We start from the raw sequence: 15,536 nt of genomic DNA on the forward strand, positions 1-15,536 counted from the left end.
GAGAGTCGGTGTGCGCGGCCGGAGTCACGCCAGACGCGCCGACAGGAAGTCCACCATGCTGCGCACCAGCAGCGCACGCGAGGACGCCCGTCGGTACTCGTGGCCCTCCCCCGCCAGCTCGACGTACTCGACGTCGTGCGCACGGTCGCGGAGCGCCGTGACGAGCTGCTCGGCCTCGCCGACGGGCACGTTCGTGTCGAGCTCGCCGTGCACGACCAGCATCGGCGCCGTGATGTCGTCGACCGCCCGCATCGGCGACAGCGACGCCAGCAGCGCCGCGTCGTCCACCGGATGGCCGTACTTGGTCGCCGCGGCTGCTGCGATCCACGGCTCGGTGTCGCGGTAGAAGGTCGCGAAGTCGCTCATCCCGCACACCGCCACGCCCGCTGCGAAGACGTCGGGCGTGAACGCGAGCGACGCGGTGGTGGCGTACCCGCCGTAACTGCGGCCCTCCACCGCCACGCGCGACCGGTCGGCGTGCCCGTTCGACACGAGCCAGCGTGCGCAGTCGACGACGTCGGCCAGCGCGTTCCACCGCAGGGCCAGATCGTCCGCGTGCACGAACGCGGTGCCCGACCCGGACGATCCGCGGATGTTCGGGGCGAACACGGTGATGCCCGCCGCGGCGAGCGCCTGGTGCTGCGGCGAGAAGGTCGGCCGCTCCTGCGACTCCGGGCCGCCGTGCAGGTGCACCATCGCTGCGCGACGGACGGGAGGCCCGGTGTCGGTGGCAGGCTCGGCCTGCGTCGACGGGGTGGTGCCGTCGACCGCCGGGTACAGCCAGCCGGTCAGCTCGAGGCCGTCACGGGCGGTGAGGCGTTCGAGGCTGGGTTCGACGAGCGCGACGTCGGGCAGGGTCGGCACGTCGGCGACGCGGGTCCACGTCAGGGCGTTCGTGTCCAGGCGCCAGAGTTCGCGCGGGCGGGTCGGGCCCTCGACCGCCAGGATCACACTCCGGCCGTCGCGGCTGAGCACCGGGTCGGTGACGACGGCTCCGGGCAGGTCCGGCACGGGTGTGCGCGAGGCGTCGTGCGTGTTGATCAGCTCGAGCTCGCTGCGCCCGGCGACGTTCCAGCCGAGCAGCAGCGTGCGGCCCGCGTCGTCGGCGTCCAGGAACTCCAGCTCGGCGTCGTCACGCGCGGCGATCGGTCGGGGATGCCCGCGCCAGCCGTGCGGGCCGACGGGCTGCGCGACGAGCTGGCGGCGAGGTGCCCCGGCCTCGGTCGCGACGTAGGCGACGAGGGGGCTGGTCTCGCTGGCGGGCGACGGCCGCAGGAAGGCGATCTCGGCCGAACCGGATGCCGGGTCGGTCAGCAGCGGGTGGCTCTCGTCCGTCAGCCGGTCGACCGCGACGACGAACTCCTGCCCGCGCTGCCCGTCGCCGATCACGACCAGGCGTTCCTCCACCGACAGGTCGAGCACGTGGATCAGCTCGCCCACCGCCAGGTCGTCGCGGTCGCCGGACACCGGGTCGACCAGGTACGCGCGGGTGGGCTGCTCGGGCTCGGTGGACGGCAGCGTGATCACGACACGGTGTCCGCTGCGGCTCCACGGCCCGAGTTCGGCGTGCTGGTACCGGGAGCCCGCGATCTGTGCGGCGTCGGTGCCGTCGGGGCGGACCACCCAGACCTGCTGCTTCACACCGCCGTCGGTCGCGATGGCCACCGCGAGCCACTCACCGTCGGACGACCACGAGACGCGGATGACCGGGTCCTCGGACAGGCGGATGCGCACCGGCTCGGACGGCGTGCCGTCGACGACGACGTCCTGCACGAACACCTCGGGGACCCCGTGCCGGTCGCTGACGAACGCGACGCGCCGGGCGTTCCGGGTCATCGTCGGTCCCCACGACCCCCATGCTGCGGTGAGCGCGTCGCCCAGGTGCGTCACCGGACGCCCTGTCGCTGCAGCCACATCTCGATCAGCCCGAGCTGCCACAGGGCGTTCGCGCCGATCTCGGTCCGGGTGGCGTTCGGGTCGGCGAGCATCCGTTCGACCGTACCGGGATCGAACAGGCCGCGCTCGCGGGCCTCGGGCGCGTGCAGCGCCTGGCGCACGCGCTCCAGGTACGGCCCCTCGAGCTGTCGGATCGCGGGCACCGGGAACGACCCCTTGGACCGGTCGACGATCGCGTCGGGGACGATCCCGCGCGATGCCCGCTTCATGACGCCCTTGCCGCCGTCGGCCAGCTTGAGCTCGGGCGGGATCGCGCCGGCGAGCTCGACGAACTCGTGGTCGAGGAACGGCACGCGCGCCTCGAGCCCCCACGCCATCGTCATCGTGTCGACGCGCTTGACCGGGTCGTCGACGAGCATGATCGTCGTGTCGCTGCGGAGTGCGGCGTCCACGCTCGTCTCGGCACCGGGGCGGGCGAACTCCGCGTCGACGAACGCCGACGGGGTGTCGTCGTCGCTCCGCCACCGCGGACCCAGCAGTCCCTGCAGCGCCGGCCACCGGCGGTCCATGAACACCGACCGGTACGCCTCGGCCGCCTGGTCGCGGGGCACGTCGGCCAGCGGCGGGTACCAGCTGTACCCGGCCAGGACCTCGTCGGCGCCCTGTCCGGACTGCACCACCTTGACGTGCTGCGAGACCTCTTGCGACAGCAGGTAGAAGGCGACGCAGTCGTGGCTGACCATCGGTTCACTCATCGCGGCGACGGCACCGTCGATGCCGTCGAGCAGCCGCGACGACGGGATGTGGATGCGGTGGTGGTCCGTGCCGAACTGCCGCGCGACCAGGTCGGAGTACGCGAACTCGTCGCCGGACTCGCCGCCGGCCGCCTCGAAGCCGATGCTGAACGTCGCGAGGTCCTGCTGACCGGCTTCGGCGAGCAGCGCCACGACGAGCGACGAGTCGATGCCGCCGGACAGCAGCACCCCGACGGGGACGTCGGCGACCATGCGGCGCTCGACCGCGGTGCGCAGCGAACCGATGAACGCCTGCTGCCAGTCCTGGTCGGTCCAGTCCGCTCGGGCCGGGTCGCGCTCGAACCGCGGTTCCCAGTACACGGTGTCGTGCGTGGAGCCGTCGGGCTCGACCACGCGGACGGTCGCGGGTGGGAGCTTGCCGACGCCGGACAGGATCGTTCGGGGTGCCGGGACGATCGAGTGGAAGGACATGTACGACGCGAAGGCGACGGGGTCGATGGACGTGTCGACGGACCCGCGGTCGCCGTTCCCCGCCAGGATCGCGGGCAGGGAGCTCGCGAAGCGCAGGCCCCCGGGCACCGCCGCGACGTAGAGCGGCTTGATGCCGAGGCGGTCGCGCGCCAGCACCAGGCGGCCGCTCGCGTGCTCCCAGATCGCGATCGCGAACATCCCCACCAGGTGGTCGACGAACGCCGTGCCCCACTCGGCGTACGCCGCGACGATCACCTCGGTGTCCGAGGTGGAGTCGAACGTGTGGCCCTTGCCGTGCAGCTCGTCGCGCAGCTGCCGGTAGTTGTAGACCATGCCGTTGTAGGCGATCGTCAACCCGAGCCGTGACACCACCATCGGTTGTGCGCCGGCGGTCGACAGGTCCACGATCGACAACCGCCGGTGCCCCAGGGCGACCGGGCCGCGCGCCCACAGTCCGTCGCCGTCCGGCCCGCGGTGCGTCAGGCACCCGGTCATCCGGGCCACGGCCGCGACGTCCGGGGTGGTGCCGTCGAAGCGGATCTCGCCGGCCAGTCCGCACATCAGCGTTCTCCTTCGGGTCCGACGATCCAGGTGTCCTTGGCGCCGCCGCCGCGCGAGGAGTTGACGACCATGCTGCCCTCGGGCGCGACCCGTGTCAGCGCGACGTCGGCCAGGTGGACGTCGTCCGGCCCGGTCCCCGTGACGTAGACGAACGCGCGCAGGTCGACGTGCCGCGGATCGAGTCCGGCCGGCCCGATGGTCGGGTGCGACGACAGCTGCACCACTTCCTGTCCGACCCATGCCGACGGGTCCGCGGCGATCCGTCGGCGGCGTTCGGCGACCTCGGGAGCGCTGGCGCTCGGGCCGATCAGGACGTCACGCCCGCCCTCGCCGTCGACGGGCTTGGTCACGAGTTCGCCGACGCGGTCGAGCACCGACAGCCGCTCGCCCTCGAGCTCGGGACGGTAGGTGGGAACGGACTCGAGCAGCGGCTTCTGCTCGAGGTAGTACCAGATCAGGTCGGGGACGTTGACGTACATCGCCTTGTCGTCCAACAGGGCGTTGCCGGGGGCGTTCGCCAGGTACACGCCGCCAGCCTGGGCGACGTCGAGGACCCGGGGGCCCAGGTCCGGCAGGCGGTCGTTCGTCAGGGCGCGGACGTCACGGTCGATCCGCAGGTAGAGCGCGTCGAGGACCTGACCGCTCGGCGCGTGCACCACGTGGCCGTCGACGACGTCGAGGTCCGACTCGGTCACCAGGTGCATGCCGGCACCGTCCGCCAGCCGCCGGTGCTCGTACCAGGCACCCGCGCCGGGACCGTCGGTCAACAGCGCCAGCACCGGGTCGGAGGCTCCGGTCACCGCCGTCGCGTTCGTCCGGAGCGTCGTGCGGAGCCGCTCCGGCACCGTGGCCGGGTCGCGCAGACGGGGTGGCCGTGGGGCTTCGGGCACCACGGCGTCCATCAGCTCGCGCAGCGCCAGCCCGTAGGCGACGCCGGACGGCGACCGCACGTTGTCCTCGAGCACCCGCCAGCCGCCGAACTCGTTGCGGACCAGGTCGAAGCCGATCACGGGCGCCCGAACGGCGGTGGCGGGGAGCCGCGCGGCGTCGGGGTCCCAGCCGTTCGCCCCGACGAAGTCGTCGTCGTCCATGGCGCCGTCGGTCACGATGCGCCGCGGCCCGTAGGCGTCGCGCAGGAACAGCTCGATCGCACGAGCCCGCTGCACCAGTCCGGCCTCGAGCTGCGCCCACTCGTAAGCGCTGACGGTGCGCGGCACCAGGTCGCAGCCGAACGCCTGGACGCCGCCGTCCACCACGAACCCGACCTCGTGCTCGCGGGCCCAGACGTCGCGTGCGGCGCAGTGCTCGATCGTGGTGTCGACGTCCCACCGGCCGAAGTACGCCGCCAGGTCGCGGAACGCCGGTCGGGGGCGTGCCCCGGGCCCGACGGCCTCGTCGCCCGCACGCACCCGGTACGACGGGATCGCGGCGACGTGGTGCTCGTCGCGGCCGGACGGGGTGCCCGCGGTGTCCTCGACCACCTGCGCCACGACGTCGTCGAGCTCGCCGCGTTCGGCGTACGCCGTGCGCTGCCGGTCGGTGGAGTTGCCCCGGGCCAGGGTGTCCTCGAGCAGGGCCGTCACGGTGCCCCAGTCGCCGAGTTCTTCGAGCTGCGGCCGCAGCCGTGACACGAGCTGCCGTACGGCGACCTCGGCCGGCAGCCGCTCCGGGTGCTGCCCGAGTCCGAGCAGGTCGCCGCTCAGGCCACTGCGGGCGGCCTGCCACATCGCCGCACGGTGCAGTGGCTCGCTGCGTGGGTGCCACTCGGCGCCGGACTCGACGGCCACCTCGGCCCGACGGACGGCGGCGCGGAACAGTCCGGCGATCAGCACGGCGTCGTCGACCACGGGCGTGGCATCGCAGACCCGCAGCTCGAGCGTCGGAGCGTGCGAGGACGGTCGCACGTCGAAGTACGCCATCTTCTTGTCGGCGATGACCCCGGACGCGATCAGGTCGTCGAGCACCTTGTCGTACTCGGCCGCGTTGTCGACCCGACCGAAGCTGCCGGCGGACGGCCAGCGCTGCCAGATGATGCTCCGGAACGACGCGTACCCGGTGTCCTGCCCGTTCCAGAACGGACTCGACGCGCTCAACGCGAGCAGTGCCGGCAGCGTCGGTGCCACGCGCTGGGCGATCTGCACCGCCAGGTCGCGGTCACTCACCCCGACGTGCACCTGCAGCCCGCAGATGAGCTGTTCGTCGACGAGCATCCGGTACTGCTCCTGCATCCGACCGAAGCGCCCACCGCTCGTGAGCTCGAAGTCGGCGTACTCGGACCGTGGCGCGGTGCCGGCGGCCGCGATCGTGACGCCCGACGGCGCGATCGCTGCCGCGAGCTCACGCCGCAGGTCGACGATCACCCGGCGCAGGTCGTCCAGGCTCGTCACCACCGGGGTGTTCGTCTCGATGGTGGTCCGCTGCAGTTCGGCGCCGAAGCGGTCGGCGGGCAGCTTGGGCAGAAGGCGCGGGGCCTTCGCGGAAAGTCGGCCGGACTCGAGGTCGATGAGGTGCAGCTCTTCCTCGGCGCCGAGCGTCAGCTCTGCACTCATGTCTGGAACCTACCGAAGGGACGCCCGGGTGCGCCCGCGTCGGACGAGATCGTCTCGCGCCCGTAACAATCTGCTGGTGCGTGGCCCCCGGAGTCCGTCGCTGTAGGTGGTCGCGGGGTACAGGCGCGCTGGGAGCGAGCGCGCGCGGCACCGTAGGAATGAGGGATGACGGCGACCGCGTTCTGCTTGCACGCCCTCGGGTCCAGCTCCGAGGAGTTCGCCACGATGCGGACCCGCCTGGCGGGGACCCTCGACCTGATCGGGATCGACCTGCCGGGGTTCGGTCGTTCGTCCGCCGCGACGGGCACCAGCGTCGAGGAGATGGTCGAACGCGTCGAGCGTGCCGTCGGCCGCAGTGGCGCGACCGAGTGGGTGCTGATCGGCCACTCGATGGGCGGGAAGGTCGCCTCGGTCGTCGCGTCGCGGACGATCGACGGCTCGAACGGGCTGTTCGGGCTGCGCGCCGTCGTGCTGCTCGCCGCGTCGCCGCTGTCGCCCGAGCCGATGGACGACGAACGCCGCCAGACGATGCTCGACTGGGCGGCGGACGGTGAGATCGGGGCCGATGAAGCCGACACGTTCGTCACCGCGAACACCGACGGCCCCCTGCCGCCGGAGCCGTCCGCGATGGCCGTGCACGATGTGCAGCGCGCCGACCCGCGGGCCTGGACCGACTGGCTCGTCCGTGGCAGCCGCGAGGACTGGTCGGCCGAGTTCCCGCCGAACCCCGTGCCCGCACTGGTGCTGGCCGGCGCGTCGGACGGTGACCTCGGACCCGAGGCGCAGCGCACCCTGAACCTGCCGCACTGGCCGAACGGCGAGTTCGACGTCGTGCCGGGCGCCGCGCACCTGCTGCCGTGGGAGCGCCCGGACCAGGTCGCCGAGCGCATCCGTGCCTTCTGGGAGCGCCGGGTCGCACCGAGCCCGGTCGTGCCGCCCACGACCGTGCGCGTGATCGCGTCGCCCCGTGTCAGCGCCCGGACCCGCGGGATCCTGGCCGTCCGTGCGCTGGCGGACGACCCCGGCGCCGAGCCCCGGGTGCTCTCCGCACAGCAGCTGACGACCCTGCGTGCGGTCGCCCGGGTCGTGGTGCCGCAGGACGGCCTGCAGGTCGACCTCGCCCTGCGCGTCGACGCCCAGCTCGCCGCGGGCGCCGGTGACGGGTGGCGTCCCGACGGGCTGCCCGTCGACGTCGAGGCGTACCGCGCGGGACTCGACGCCCTCGCACCCGATGCCGACCGGGGCGACGACCACCTGACGGCCGTGCTCGATGCCGTCACCCGGGGCGAGCACGAACCCGCCGCCGGGTCCCTCGACGCGGCGCAGCTGCAGGCCTGGGCCGAGGACGCCAGCGTCGACCTGGTCAAGCAGTGGGTCGCACACCCCGCCACGATGGCCGAGATCGACTACGACGGCTTCGCCAACGGTGGCGACGGCGTCCGCAAGCAGGGCTTCCTGCTCCTCGGAGCGGGCCAGCGCGAAGCATGGGAACCGGCGGGAGCCACACGATGAAGCTGAACGACCAGCGCCGCTACGACCAGGACGAGATCGTCGACGTGGTCGTCGTCGGCACCGGAGCGGGTGGTGCGCCGCTGCTGGCGACCCTGGCCCGACATGGCCTGCGGGTCGTGGCACTCGAGGCCGGCCCGAACACCGAGCCGGGCGACCACACCCCCGACGAGGTCGAGGCCCCCGGCGACATCAACTGGATGGACGAGCGGATCAGCGGCGGCAGCGCTCCGACCGCCTTCGGCCCGAACAACAGCGGCACCGGCGTCGGCGGGTCGACCCTGCACTGGGGTGCGTTCACGCCCCGGCCGAACGCGCACGACATCCGACTGCGGACCGACTCCGGACAGGGCGAGGACTGGCCGATCGACCACGACGAACTCGTGCGCTGGATCGAGCAGGCCGAGCACGACGTGGGTGTCGCCGGGCCCGCGCACTACCCGTGGGACCCCGCGCGCCGCTACCGGATGGGTCCGCCCGCCCGGAACGCCTCGTCGGACATGATGATGCGCGGCACCGCTGCCCTCGGCATCACCGCGACGGACGCCCCGGTCGGCCTGACCACCGAGGACCGCATGCAGGAGCACCACGGCCTGCGCCAGGCCTGTGTCGCGTGCGGCTCCTGCCACCAGGGCTGCCGGAACGGCGCCAAGGTGTCGATGGACACGACCTACCTGCCCGCCGCCGTCGCCTTCGGAGCCGAGATCCGGGCCGAGGCGTTCGCGCACGGCATCGAGCTCGACGCCGCCGGTCGTGTCGAGGCCGTCGTGTACCGACAGGGCGGCCGCGACCACCGCCAGCGCTGCCGAGCCCTCGTGCTGGCCGCCGGCGGGATCGAGACCCCGCGACTCCTGCTGCACACCGGCCTGGCCAACAGCAGCGGCCAGGTCGGGCGGAACTTCACGGCCCACGGTGCCACCCAGGTCTGGGCGACGTTCGACGAGTCGATGCGCTCGTACCGCGGGTACCCGTCGTCGATCATCACCGAGGACTTCATCCGGCCCGAGGGCGTGGACTTCGCCGGCGGCTACCTGATCCAGAGCCTCGGCGCGCAGCCCCTCACGCTGGCGACCTCGCTCGTCCGGGGTGGTGAGCTCCGCGGCGCCGCACTGGTCAAGGCCGTGCGGGACTACCCCCGCATGGCCGGCGTCGGCATCAACGCCGAGTGCCTGCCGTACGACGACAACCGACTGGTGCTGACCGACGAGGTCGATGCGAACGGCATGCCCGTCGCTCGCGTCACGTTCAGCCCCGGCGACAACGAGGCCGCGATCGCCGAGCACGCGATCGCCACGATGACCGCGATCGTCGAGGCAGCGGGCGGCACCGACGTCCGCGTGCTCGACCGCACCGCGCACACCGTCGGCACGGCGCGCATGGGCACCGACCCCGAACGCTCGGTGGTCGATGCCGCGGGCCGGTCGTGGGACGTCCCGAACATGTGGATCGTCGACAACTCGGTCTTCCCGAGCTCGCTCATCGCCAACCCGGCGCTCACCATCATGGCGCTGTCGCTCCGGACCGCCGAGCGGCTGCTGGCCGACGACGCACCTGCGGACCGCGCGCAGGCGGTGCACACCGCCGCCTGACGCGATGCATCGCTGACGGGAGGCGCGGTGCCCGCTGGCATCGCGCCTCCCGTCATCCGCCGTCGCGGTGATACATCACACAGGCTGGCCCCGTGGGGTGCGACACCGCCGGGTGGTGCCCCTGGGGCAAGCGTGAAGCCCACCACCGCAGCAACGGTGATGGGCTTCGGTTGCTCTCCGAGTGGAAAGCCGGGACGGACGTAAACCGTTCCCGAGTCTGAACGCTCGGGTCCAATGTAGCCGGACCCCGGTCCGGGTGCACGCCCGTCCCGGTCAGCTCCTCGTGTCCGCCGGCGCTGACACCTGCGAGGTGGTCTCGATGTCTGACGACACCGATCCCAAGCCCAGGCGTCAGGTGGTCTGGTTGGGGGTCGCGAGCTTGCTCGTGAACCTCGCCCGACTCCTGCTCGACCTGGTCCGGAAGGGCTGAGACAAGGCGTCCCGCGTCGGTGACCGCCGGCGCGGGACCCTCCGGGCCTCACCCGCGCGTCCGCGCCAACCGCCGGTTGAGCGCCCCGTTCAGCAGCGCGACGAGCAGCCCCACCGCGAACACCAGCGTCCCGAAGCACAGCACCTGCGGCGGCATCCCGGCCTTGGCGGCGCCGTACACGAACAGCGGGAACGTCACCGCGGGACCGGCGACGAACGACGTGATCACGTAGTCGTCGATCGACATCGCCAGCGCGAGCAGCCCCGCGGCCAGCATGCCCGGCGCGAGCAACGGCAGCGTCACGAGCCGGAACGCCTGGAACGGTGTCGCACCGAGGTCGCCGGCCGCCTCTTCGAGCGCGCGCGAGGTCCCGGCGATCCGCGCCCGCAGCACGACGACCACGTACGCCACGTCGAACGCGACGTGCGTCAGCAGCACCGTCAGGAACCCGGTGCCGAGCCCGATCGACAGGAAGAACGACAGGGACGCGGACCCGACGACGATCGACGGTGCGGCGATGTCGGCGAACACGACCGAGTTCACCACGCCGCGCCCCGGGAACCGGTACCGCTCGAGCGCCAGGGCGAGCGGCAACCCGATGGCGACGGACACGATCGCGGCCAAGAACGCGACGACGACCGAGGTGACGAAGGCCTGCCCGAGCCCGGACACGTTCACCAGGTTGGCGTACCAGTACGTCGTGAACCCGTTCCAGGCGAACGACAGCCGGTTCGTGGGGGCGTCGTTGAACGAGTACACGACCATGTAGACGATCGGCACCAGGGTGATCGCGATGACGACCCAGTACACGATCGCCAGCCACGGCCCGCGGCGGTTCACGCCGTTGCGGTGCAGGACCGGCGCGGCGACCGGCGATGCCGGTCCTGCGGACGAACGGGGCGGTGCGACGGCGGTCATACGAGGTCCTCGAGGTCGTCGGTGCCGGAGACGCGGGCGTAGATGAACAGGATGATGCCGAGCACGACCATCAGCACGGTCGACAGTGCCGCCGCGACGTTGTACTGCTGGTTGCCGGAGTAGGCGTCCTGGATCGCCTGCCCGATCGTGTACGTGTTCGTCCCGCCCAGCAGCGCCGAGTTGACGGGGTCGCCCACGCAGTCGATGAACACCAGGAGCACCCCGGCGAAGATGCCCGGGCGGGACAGCGGCAGCGTCGTGTGCCAGAACGCGCGGGCCTTGCCGGCGTACAGGTCGTTCGCCGCTTCACCCAGTCGTGGGTCGATGCGTTCGAGCGCGGCGTAGATCGGCAGCACCATGAACGCCAGGTCGTTGTAGGCGTCCCCGAAGATGACCGCCCCGCCGGTGCCCAGGATGTGGAAGTCCTTGCCCGCCAGTCCGAGGCCCTGCAGCACGGTGACGACGGGCCCCTGCGACGCCAGCACGAACGCCCACATGTCGGTGCGGATGACGAACGACACCAGGAAGCTGATGAACACGAGCATGAGCAGCGGGTTCTTCCACCGCGGCGACACCCGGAACGCGACGAAGTACGCCACCGGGTACCCGACGATGATCGTCACGACCGTGGCCGCCAGGCCGTACCAGAGCGACCGCAGCAGGAACGTCAGGTACGGCACCTGCGGGTCGACGAACAGCGACGAGTAGATGCCGAAGTTCCACGTGAACGTGTAGCCGTCGTCCGGGTTGCCCGACATCAGCGAGACGATCAGCCCGGACACCAGCGGGATCACGAAGAACACGCAGAGGTACGCGGTCCCCACCAGTGCGAGCAGGAACGGCGTGCTGCGACGACGCCCGCGGCGCACCGGCGCGGTGCCGGCGGGCCCGAGCCCCGGGGCCACCCCGACGGCGCTCACGACTGCACCACCGCGTTGAAGATGCCGTTCCACTCCGAGTACTCGTCGTAGTTGGCGAACACACGGAACTCGTGCGACTTCTCCAGCACCGACGCATCCGGGAACACCAGCGGACTGTCGGCCACGGTGGCGTCCTTGAGTTCGGCGCGCACGTAGTCCTCGGCTGCGGGCACCGGGCACACGTAGTTGACGTAGTCCTCGACGATGCCGGCGATCCGGGGCGTGTAGTAGTAGTCCATCCAGGTCAGCGCCGACAGCGGGTTGGCGGCCTGCTTGGGGATCAGCATGTTGTCGTGCCAGGTCATCTGGCCCTCGTCCGGCGTGATGAACTCCAGGTGCGGGAACCCGGACTGCTGCGCCTGGAACACGTCACCCGACCACGCCTGGGTGATCCACGTGTCGCCGTTCTCCAACCGGTTGATGTAGCTCTGGTCGTAGAACCCGGCGACGCTCGGCCGGAGCTTGCGCAGCCAGTCCTGGGCCTTCCGCCAGTCCGCCGGCGTCGAGGTCTCCGGCGCGATGCCGAGCGCCAGCAGCGCCAGCGACCCGAGCTCGGTGTTGTCGCTCATCAGCCCGATGCGCCCGCGGAACGCCGGATCGAGCAGGTCCTGGAACGAGGTGATCTTGCGCCCGGTGTACTTCGGGTTGTACGCCAGGCCCGTGAACCCGGTCTGCCACACGACGGAGTGCTTGTTGCCCGGGTCGTAGTTCGGGTCCTTCACCGCGTCCGACGCGTACTTGGCGAAGTTCGGCATGCGCGACCGGTCGAGCTGGCACACGAAGCCGTTCTTGATCATCTCGGTGAGCTCGTACCCGTTCGTCATGACGACCAGGTCGTAGCCCGTCGATCCCTGGGCCCGCAGGATCGGGGAGACGGTGGCGTAGAACGTCGCGTTGTCCTGGATCACCGCCTGGTAGTCGACGGCGATGCCCGTCTCCTGCTCGAACAGCCGCAGGGACTCGGACTTGCCGTGGTCGGAGTCGATGTACAGCGGCCAGTTCGCGAAGTTCAGGTCCTTGGTCTGCTTCGCGTTGCGCCAGAAGGCCGTCCAGTCGACGGGGTCGCCCTGCGACCCTGCCGACCCCTTGATGCTGCACCCGGTCAGCAGGGCGGCGAGCGCCGCGGCACCGCCACCGGCCAGCAGTCCCCGGCGACTGACGCGGGCGGACGTCAGTCCGCGCAGCAGGTCGGGTCCGGCGCTCATGCGACCGCACCTGCGGTGGCGGGCTGGCCGGTCTGGAGGCCCGGTGAGGGCTGGGTGGTGACGGTCGCGTCGGACGTGTGCGGGGCCTCCAGGCCGAAGCCGTGGTCGACACCCCAGGTGAGCCAGACCTCGGTGCCGGTGGCGACCCGCGGGCCGCCCTTCGAGTTCTGGGCGAACACCGACACCCGGCCGGCGCCGGGGACGTCGACCAGGTACTGCGTGCTGACGCCGGAGAACGAGACGTCGACGACGCGTCCGGGGCCGAGGATGTTGCGGCCGGGTTCGCGCGCGGGTTCGGCGGTGCGGATCTTGAGCTTCTCGGGGCGGACCCCGACGACCACGCGGCCCGTGGTCGCGACCGCACGGTCGGTCGGCACCGCCAACGTGCCGGCCGCGGTGCGCACGACCAGCAGCGGGCCGTCGGTGCCCTGCACGTCACCCTCGAGCAGGTTCGACTGCCCCAGGAAGTTCGCGACGAACGCGGTACGCGGGAGTTCGTAGAGGTCCTCGGGGCTGCCCATCTGCTCGATCCGACCACCGTTCATGACGGCGACCGTGTCGGCCATCGTCATCGCCTCTTCCTGGTCGTGGGTGACGTGCAGGAACGTCAGTCCGACCTCGGCCTGGATGGTCTTGAGCTCGAGCTGCATCTGGTGCCGGAGCTTCAGGTCGAGGGCGCCGAGCGGTTCGTCGAGCAGCAGCAGTGCCGGTCGGTTGACGATCGCGCGGGCCAGGGCGACGCGCTGCTGCATGCCGCCGGACAGCTGCGCGGGCCGCTTCGACGCGGATGCCTCGAGCTCGACCAGCCGCAGCGCTTCCTTCGCCTTGGTCATCGGGTCCGGGATGCGCCGACGCTTCAGGCCGAACGCGACGTTGTCGAGCACGCTCATGTGCGGGAACAGCGCGTAGTTCTGGAACACCGTGTTGACCGGCCGCTGGTAGGGCTTGGTCTCGGTGACGTCCTTGCCGCCCAGCAGGATGCTGCCGCTCGTCGGTTCCTCGAGCCCGGCGACCAGTCGGAGCGTGGTGGTCTTGCCGCAGCCGGACGGACCGAGCAGGGCGAAGAACGACCCCGCCGGGACCGTCAGGTCGAGGGTGTCGACCGCGGTGTGCCCGGGGAACGACTTGGTGATCTGCTCGAGCCGGAGATCGGCTCCCGATTCGGCGAACGTGCCGGTCACTGCCATGGTGCCTCCTGCTGCAGGTGGGATCGGGCTCAGCCGATGTGGGACATGACGTGCTTGATGCGGGTGTAGTCGTCGAACCCGTACTGGGACAGGTCCTTGCCGTAGCCGGAGTGGCCGAAGCCCCCGTGTGGCATCTCGGCGACGATCGGGATGTGCGTGTTGATCCAGACGCAGCCGAAGTCCAGGTCGCGGGCGAAGCGCATCGCCCGGGCGTGGTCGGTCGTCCAGACGGAGCTCGCCAGGCCGTACGCCACACCGTTCGCTGCACGCAGGGCGTCGTCCTCGGTGTGGAAGCGCTGCACGGTCTGCACCGGCCCGAACACCTCCTGCTGCACGATCCGGTCGTCCTGGTGCAGGCCGGACACGATCGTCGCCTGGTGGTGGAAGCCGCGGTCGCCGATCCGGTGCCCGCCGAGCTCGATCGTGGCGTGGTCGGGGAGCGTCTCGAGGAACGAGCGCACCTGCGCCAGCTGTCCGGCGTTGTTGACCGGACCGAAGAACGGAGCGTCGACGTCCGGGCCGCACTGCGCGTTCACCCGGGCCTCGGCGACCAGGGCGGCGACGAACTCGTCGTGGATGCCCTCCTGCACGAGCAGCCGAGTCGCCGCGGTGCAGTCCTGACCGGCGTTGAAGAACCCGGCGGCGACGATGCCAGCGACCGCGGCCGCGATGTCGGCGTCGTCGAACACGATCACGGGGGCCTTGCCGCCGAGTTCCAGGTGGGTGCGCTTGAGGTCGTTGGCGGCTGCCCGTGCGACCTCCATGCCCGCGCGGACGGACCCGGTGATCGACACGAGCTGTGGCGTCGGGTGGTCGATCATCGCGGCGCCGGTGCTGCGGTCCCCCACCACGACGTTGAGCACGCCCGGCGGCAGGAACTCGGCGGCGACCTCGGCGAGCAGCAGCGTCGACAGTGGTGTCGTGTCACTCGGCTTCAGCACGGTGGTGTTGCCCGCGGCGATGGCCGGCGCGATCTTCCACACCGCCATGTTGAGCGGGTAGTTCCACGGGGTGACCTGCGCGACGACGCCGATCGGTTCGCGGCGGACGAACGACGTGTGGTCGGCCAGGTACTCGCCGGCGCTCCGGCCCTCGAGATTGCGGGCGGCCCCGGCGAAGAACCGGAGCTGGTCGACCGACAGCAGGATCTCGTCCTGCACCAGGGTGGCGCGTGGCTTGCCGGTGTCCAGGGACTCCAGGTCGGCGAACTCCTCGGCCCGGTCTTCCATCGCGTCGGCGATCCGGAACAGCGCGAGCTGCCGTTCGCCCGGGGTCGTCCGGCGCCACTGCACCGATGCGGCCGCCGCCGACGTGAACGCATCGTCCACGTCGGCAGCGGTGGACACCGGGGAGACGCCGTAGACCTGCTCGTCGGTCGGGTCGACCAGGTCCATGACGGCGTTCCCACGGGGCTCGACGAACGCGCCCCCGACGAAGTTCCGCACAGGGTGGGTGACGGTGCTCGTGGTGTCCGGCATGGCGGTGATCCTGACACGGAAAACGGCGGTTCGGAAGACTTGTAACAACGGAAATCGTCGCGAAACAC

General features: G+C 71.4%; 10 protein-coding genes. 2 read left to right on the forward strand and 8 right to left on the reverse strand.

Annotation, left to right across the window (positions count from 1 at the left end; all coding sequences use genetic code 11):
* Positions 1-24: 24 nt before the first annotated feature.
* From ACLBWP_RS10590 to ACLBWP_RS10600, 3 genes are read right to left on the reverse strand one after another with little or no spacing between them, the layout of a single operon-like run.
* Positions 25-1,890, reverse strand: coding sequence for a S9 family peptidase (locus ACLBWP_RS10590; protein WP_447655159.1), 1,866 nt, complete (start codon positions 1,888-1,890; stop codon positions 25-27).
* Positions 1,887-3,683 (reverse strand): N-acetylglutaminylglutamine amidotransferase, encoded by a 1,797-nt coding sequence (locus tag ACLBWP_RS10595; protein ID WP_447655160.1) that lies wholly within the window; start codon positions 3,681-3,683, stop codon positions 1,887-1,889. Before ACLBWP_RS10595 ends, ACLBWP_RS10590 begins: the two co-directional genes overlap by 4 nt.
* The gene (locus tag ACLBWP_RS10600) at positions 3,683-6,232 is read right to left on the reverse strand and encodes a glutamate--cysteine ligase (protein ID WP_447655161.1); all 2,550 of its coding nucleotides are present in this window, start codon (positions 6,230-6,232) and stop codon (positions 3,683-3,685) included. Before ACLBWP_RS10600 ends, ACLBWP_RS10595 begins: the two co-directional genes overlap by 1 nt.
* A gap of 165 nt (positions 6,233-6,397) precedes the next feature.
* Here ACLBWP_RS10600 and ACLBWP_RS10605 point away from each other — a divergent pair, with 165 nt between their 5' ends.
* Positions 6,398-7,744 carry an alpha/beta fold hydrolase gene (locus ACLBWP_RS10605; protein ID WP_447655162.1) on the forward strand — a complete coding sequence of 449 codons (1,347 nt, stop codon included), beginning with the start codon at positions 6,398-6,400 and terminating at the stop codon, positions 7,742-7,744.
* On the forward strand, positions 7,741-9,330 hold the full coding sequence (locus tag ACLBWP_RS10610; protein WP_447655163.1) for a GMC family oxidoreductase: 1,590 nt from the start codon (positions 7,741-7,743) through the stop codon (positions 9,328-9,330). The genes ACLBWP_RS10605 and ACLBWP_RS10610 overlap by 4 nt, the downstream gene beginning before the upstream one ends.
* A gap of 478 nt (positions 9,331-9,808) precedes the next feature.
* Here the strand turns inward: ACLBWP_RS10610 and ACLBWP_RS10615 are convergent, their stop codons facing one another.
* The 5 genes from ACLBWP_RS10615 to ACLBWP_RS10635 are packed head-to-tail and all read right to left on the reverse strand — an operon-like array spanning position 9,809 to position 15,468.
* Positions 9,809-10,678, reverse strand: coding sequence for an ABC transporter permease (locus ACLBWP_RS10615; protein ID WP_447655164.1), 870 nt, complete (start codon positions 10,676-10,678; stop codon positions 9,809-9,811).
* On the reverse strand, positions 10,675-11,598 hold the full coding sequence (locus tag ACLBWP_RS10620) for an ABC transporter permease (RefSeq protein WP_447655166.1): 924 nt from the start codon (positions 11,596-11,598) through the stop codon (positions 10,675-10,677). The genes ACLBWP_RS10615 and ACLBWP_RS10620 overlap by 4 nt, the downstream gene beginning before the upstream one ends.
* Positions 11,595-12,803, reverse strand: a complete 1,209-nt coding sequence (locus tag ACLBWP_RS10625; protein WP_447655167.1) for a polyamine ABC transporter substrate-binding protein — start codon at positions 12,801-12,803, stop codon at positions 11,595-11,597. Before ACLBWP_RS10625 ends, ACLBWP_RS10620 begins: the two co-directional genes overlap by 4 nt.
* Positions 12,800-13,990 (reverse strand): ABC transporter ATP-binding protein, encoded by a 1,191-nt coding sequence (locus ACLBWP_RS10630; RefSeq protein ID WP_447655168.1) that lies wholly within the window; start codon positions 13,988-13,990, stop codon positions 12,800-12,802. Before ACLBWP_RS10630 ends, ACLBWP_RS10625 begins: the two co-directional genes overlap by 4 nt.
* A gap of 29 nt (positions 13,991-14,019) precedes the next feature.
* Positions 14,020-15,468 (reverse strand): gamma-aminobutyraldehyde dehydrogenase, encoded by a 1,449-nt coding sequence (locus tag ACLBWP_RS10635; protein ID WP_447655169.1) that lies wholly within the window; start codon positions 15,466-15,468, stop codon positions 14,020-14,022.
* Positions 15,469-15,536 lie beyond the last annotated feature (68 nt).

It is taken from the genome of Microbacterium sp. M1A1_1b (assembly GCF_053345565.1).

Coding starts and splice junctions, on each gene's coding strand:
- ACLBWP_RS10605 (WP_447655162.1), top strand. CDS start 6,398: ATGACGGCGACCGCGTTCTGCTTGCACGCCCTCGGGTCCAGCTCCGAG.
- ACLBWP_RS10610 (WP_447655163.1), top strand. CDS start 7,741: ATGAAGCTGAACGACCAGCGCCGCTACGACCAGGACGAGATCGTCGAC.
- ACLBWP_RS10635 (WP_447655169.1), bottom strand. CDS start 15,468: ATGCCGGACACCACGAGCACCGTCACCCACCCTGTGCGGAACTTCGTC.
- ACLBWP_RS10630 (WP_447655168.1), bottom strand. CDS start 13,990: ATGGCAGTGACCGGCACGTTCGCCGAATCGGGAGCCGATCTCCGGCTC.
- ACLBWP_RS10600 (WP_447655161.1), bottom strand. CDS start 6,232: ATGAGTGCAGAGCTGACGCTCGGCGCCGAGGAAGAGCTGCACCTCATC.
- ACLBWP_RS10625 (WP_447655167.1), bottom strand. CDS start 12,803: ATGAGCGCCGGACCCGACCTGCTGCGCGGACTGACGTCCGCCCGCGTC.
- ACLBWP_RS10595 (WP_447655160.1), bottom strand. CDS start 3,683: ATGTGCGGACTGGCCGGCGAGATCCGCTTCGACGGCACCACCCCGGAC.
- ACLBWP_RS10615 (WP_447655164.1), bottom strand. CDS start 10,678: ATGACCGCCGTCGCACCGCCCCGTTCGTCCGCAGGACCGGCATCGCCG.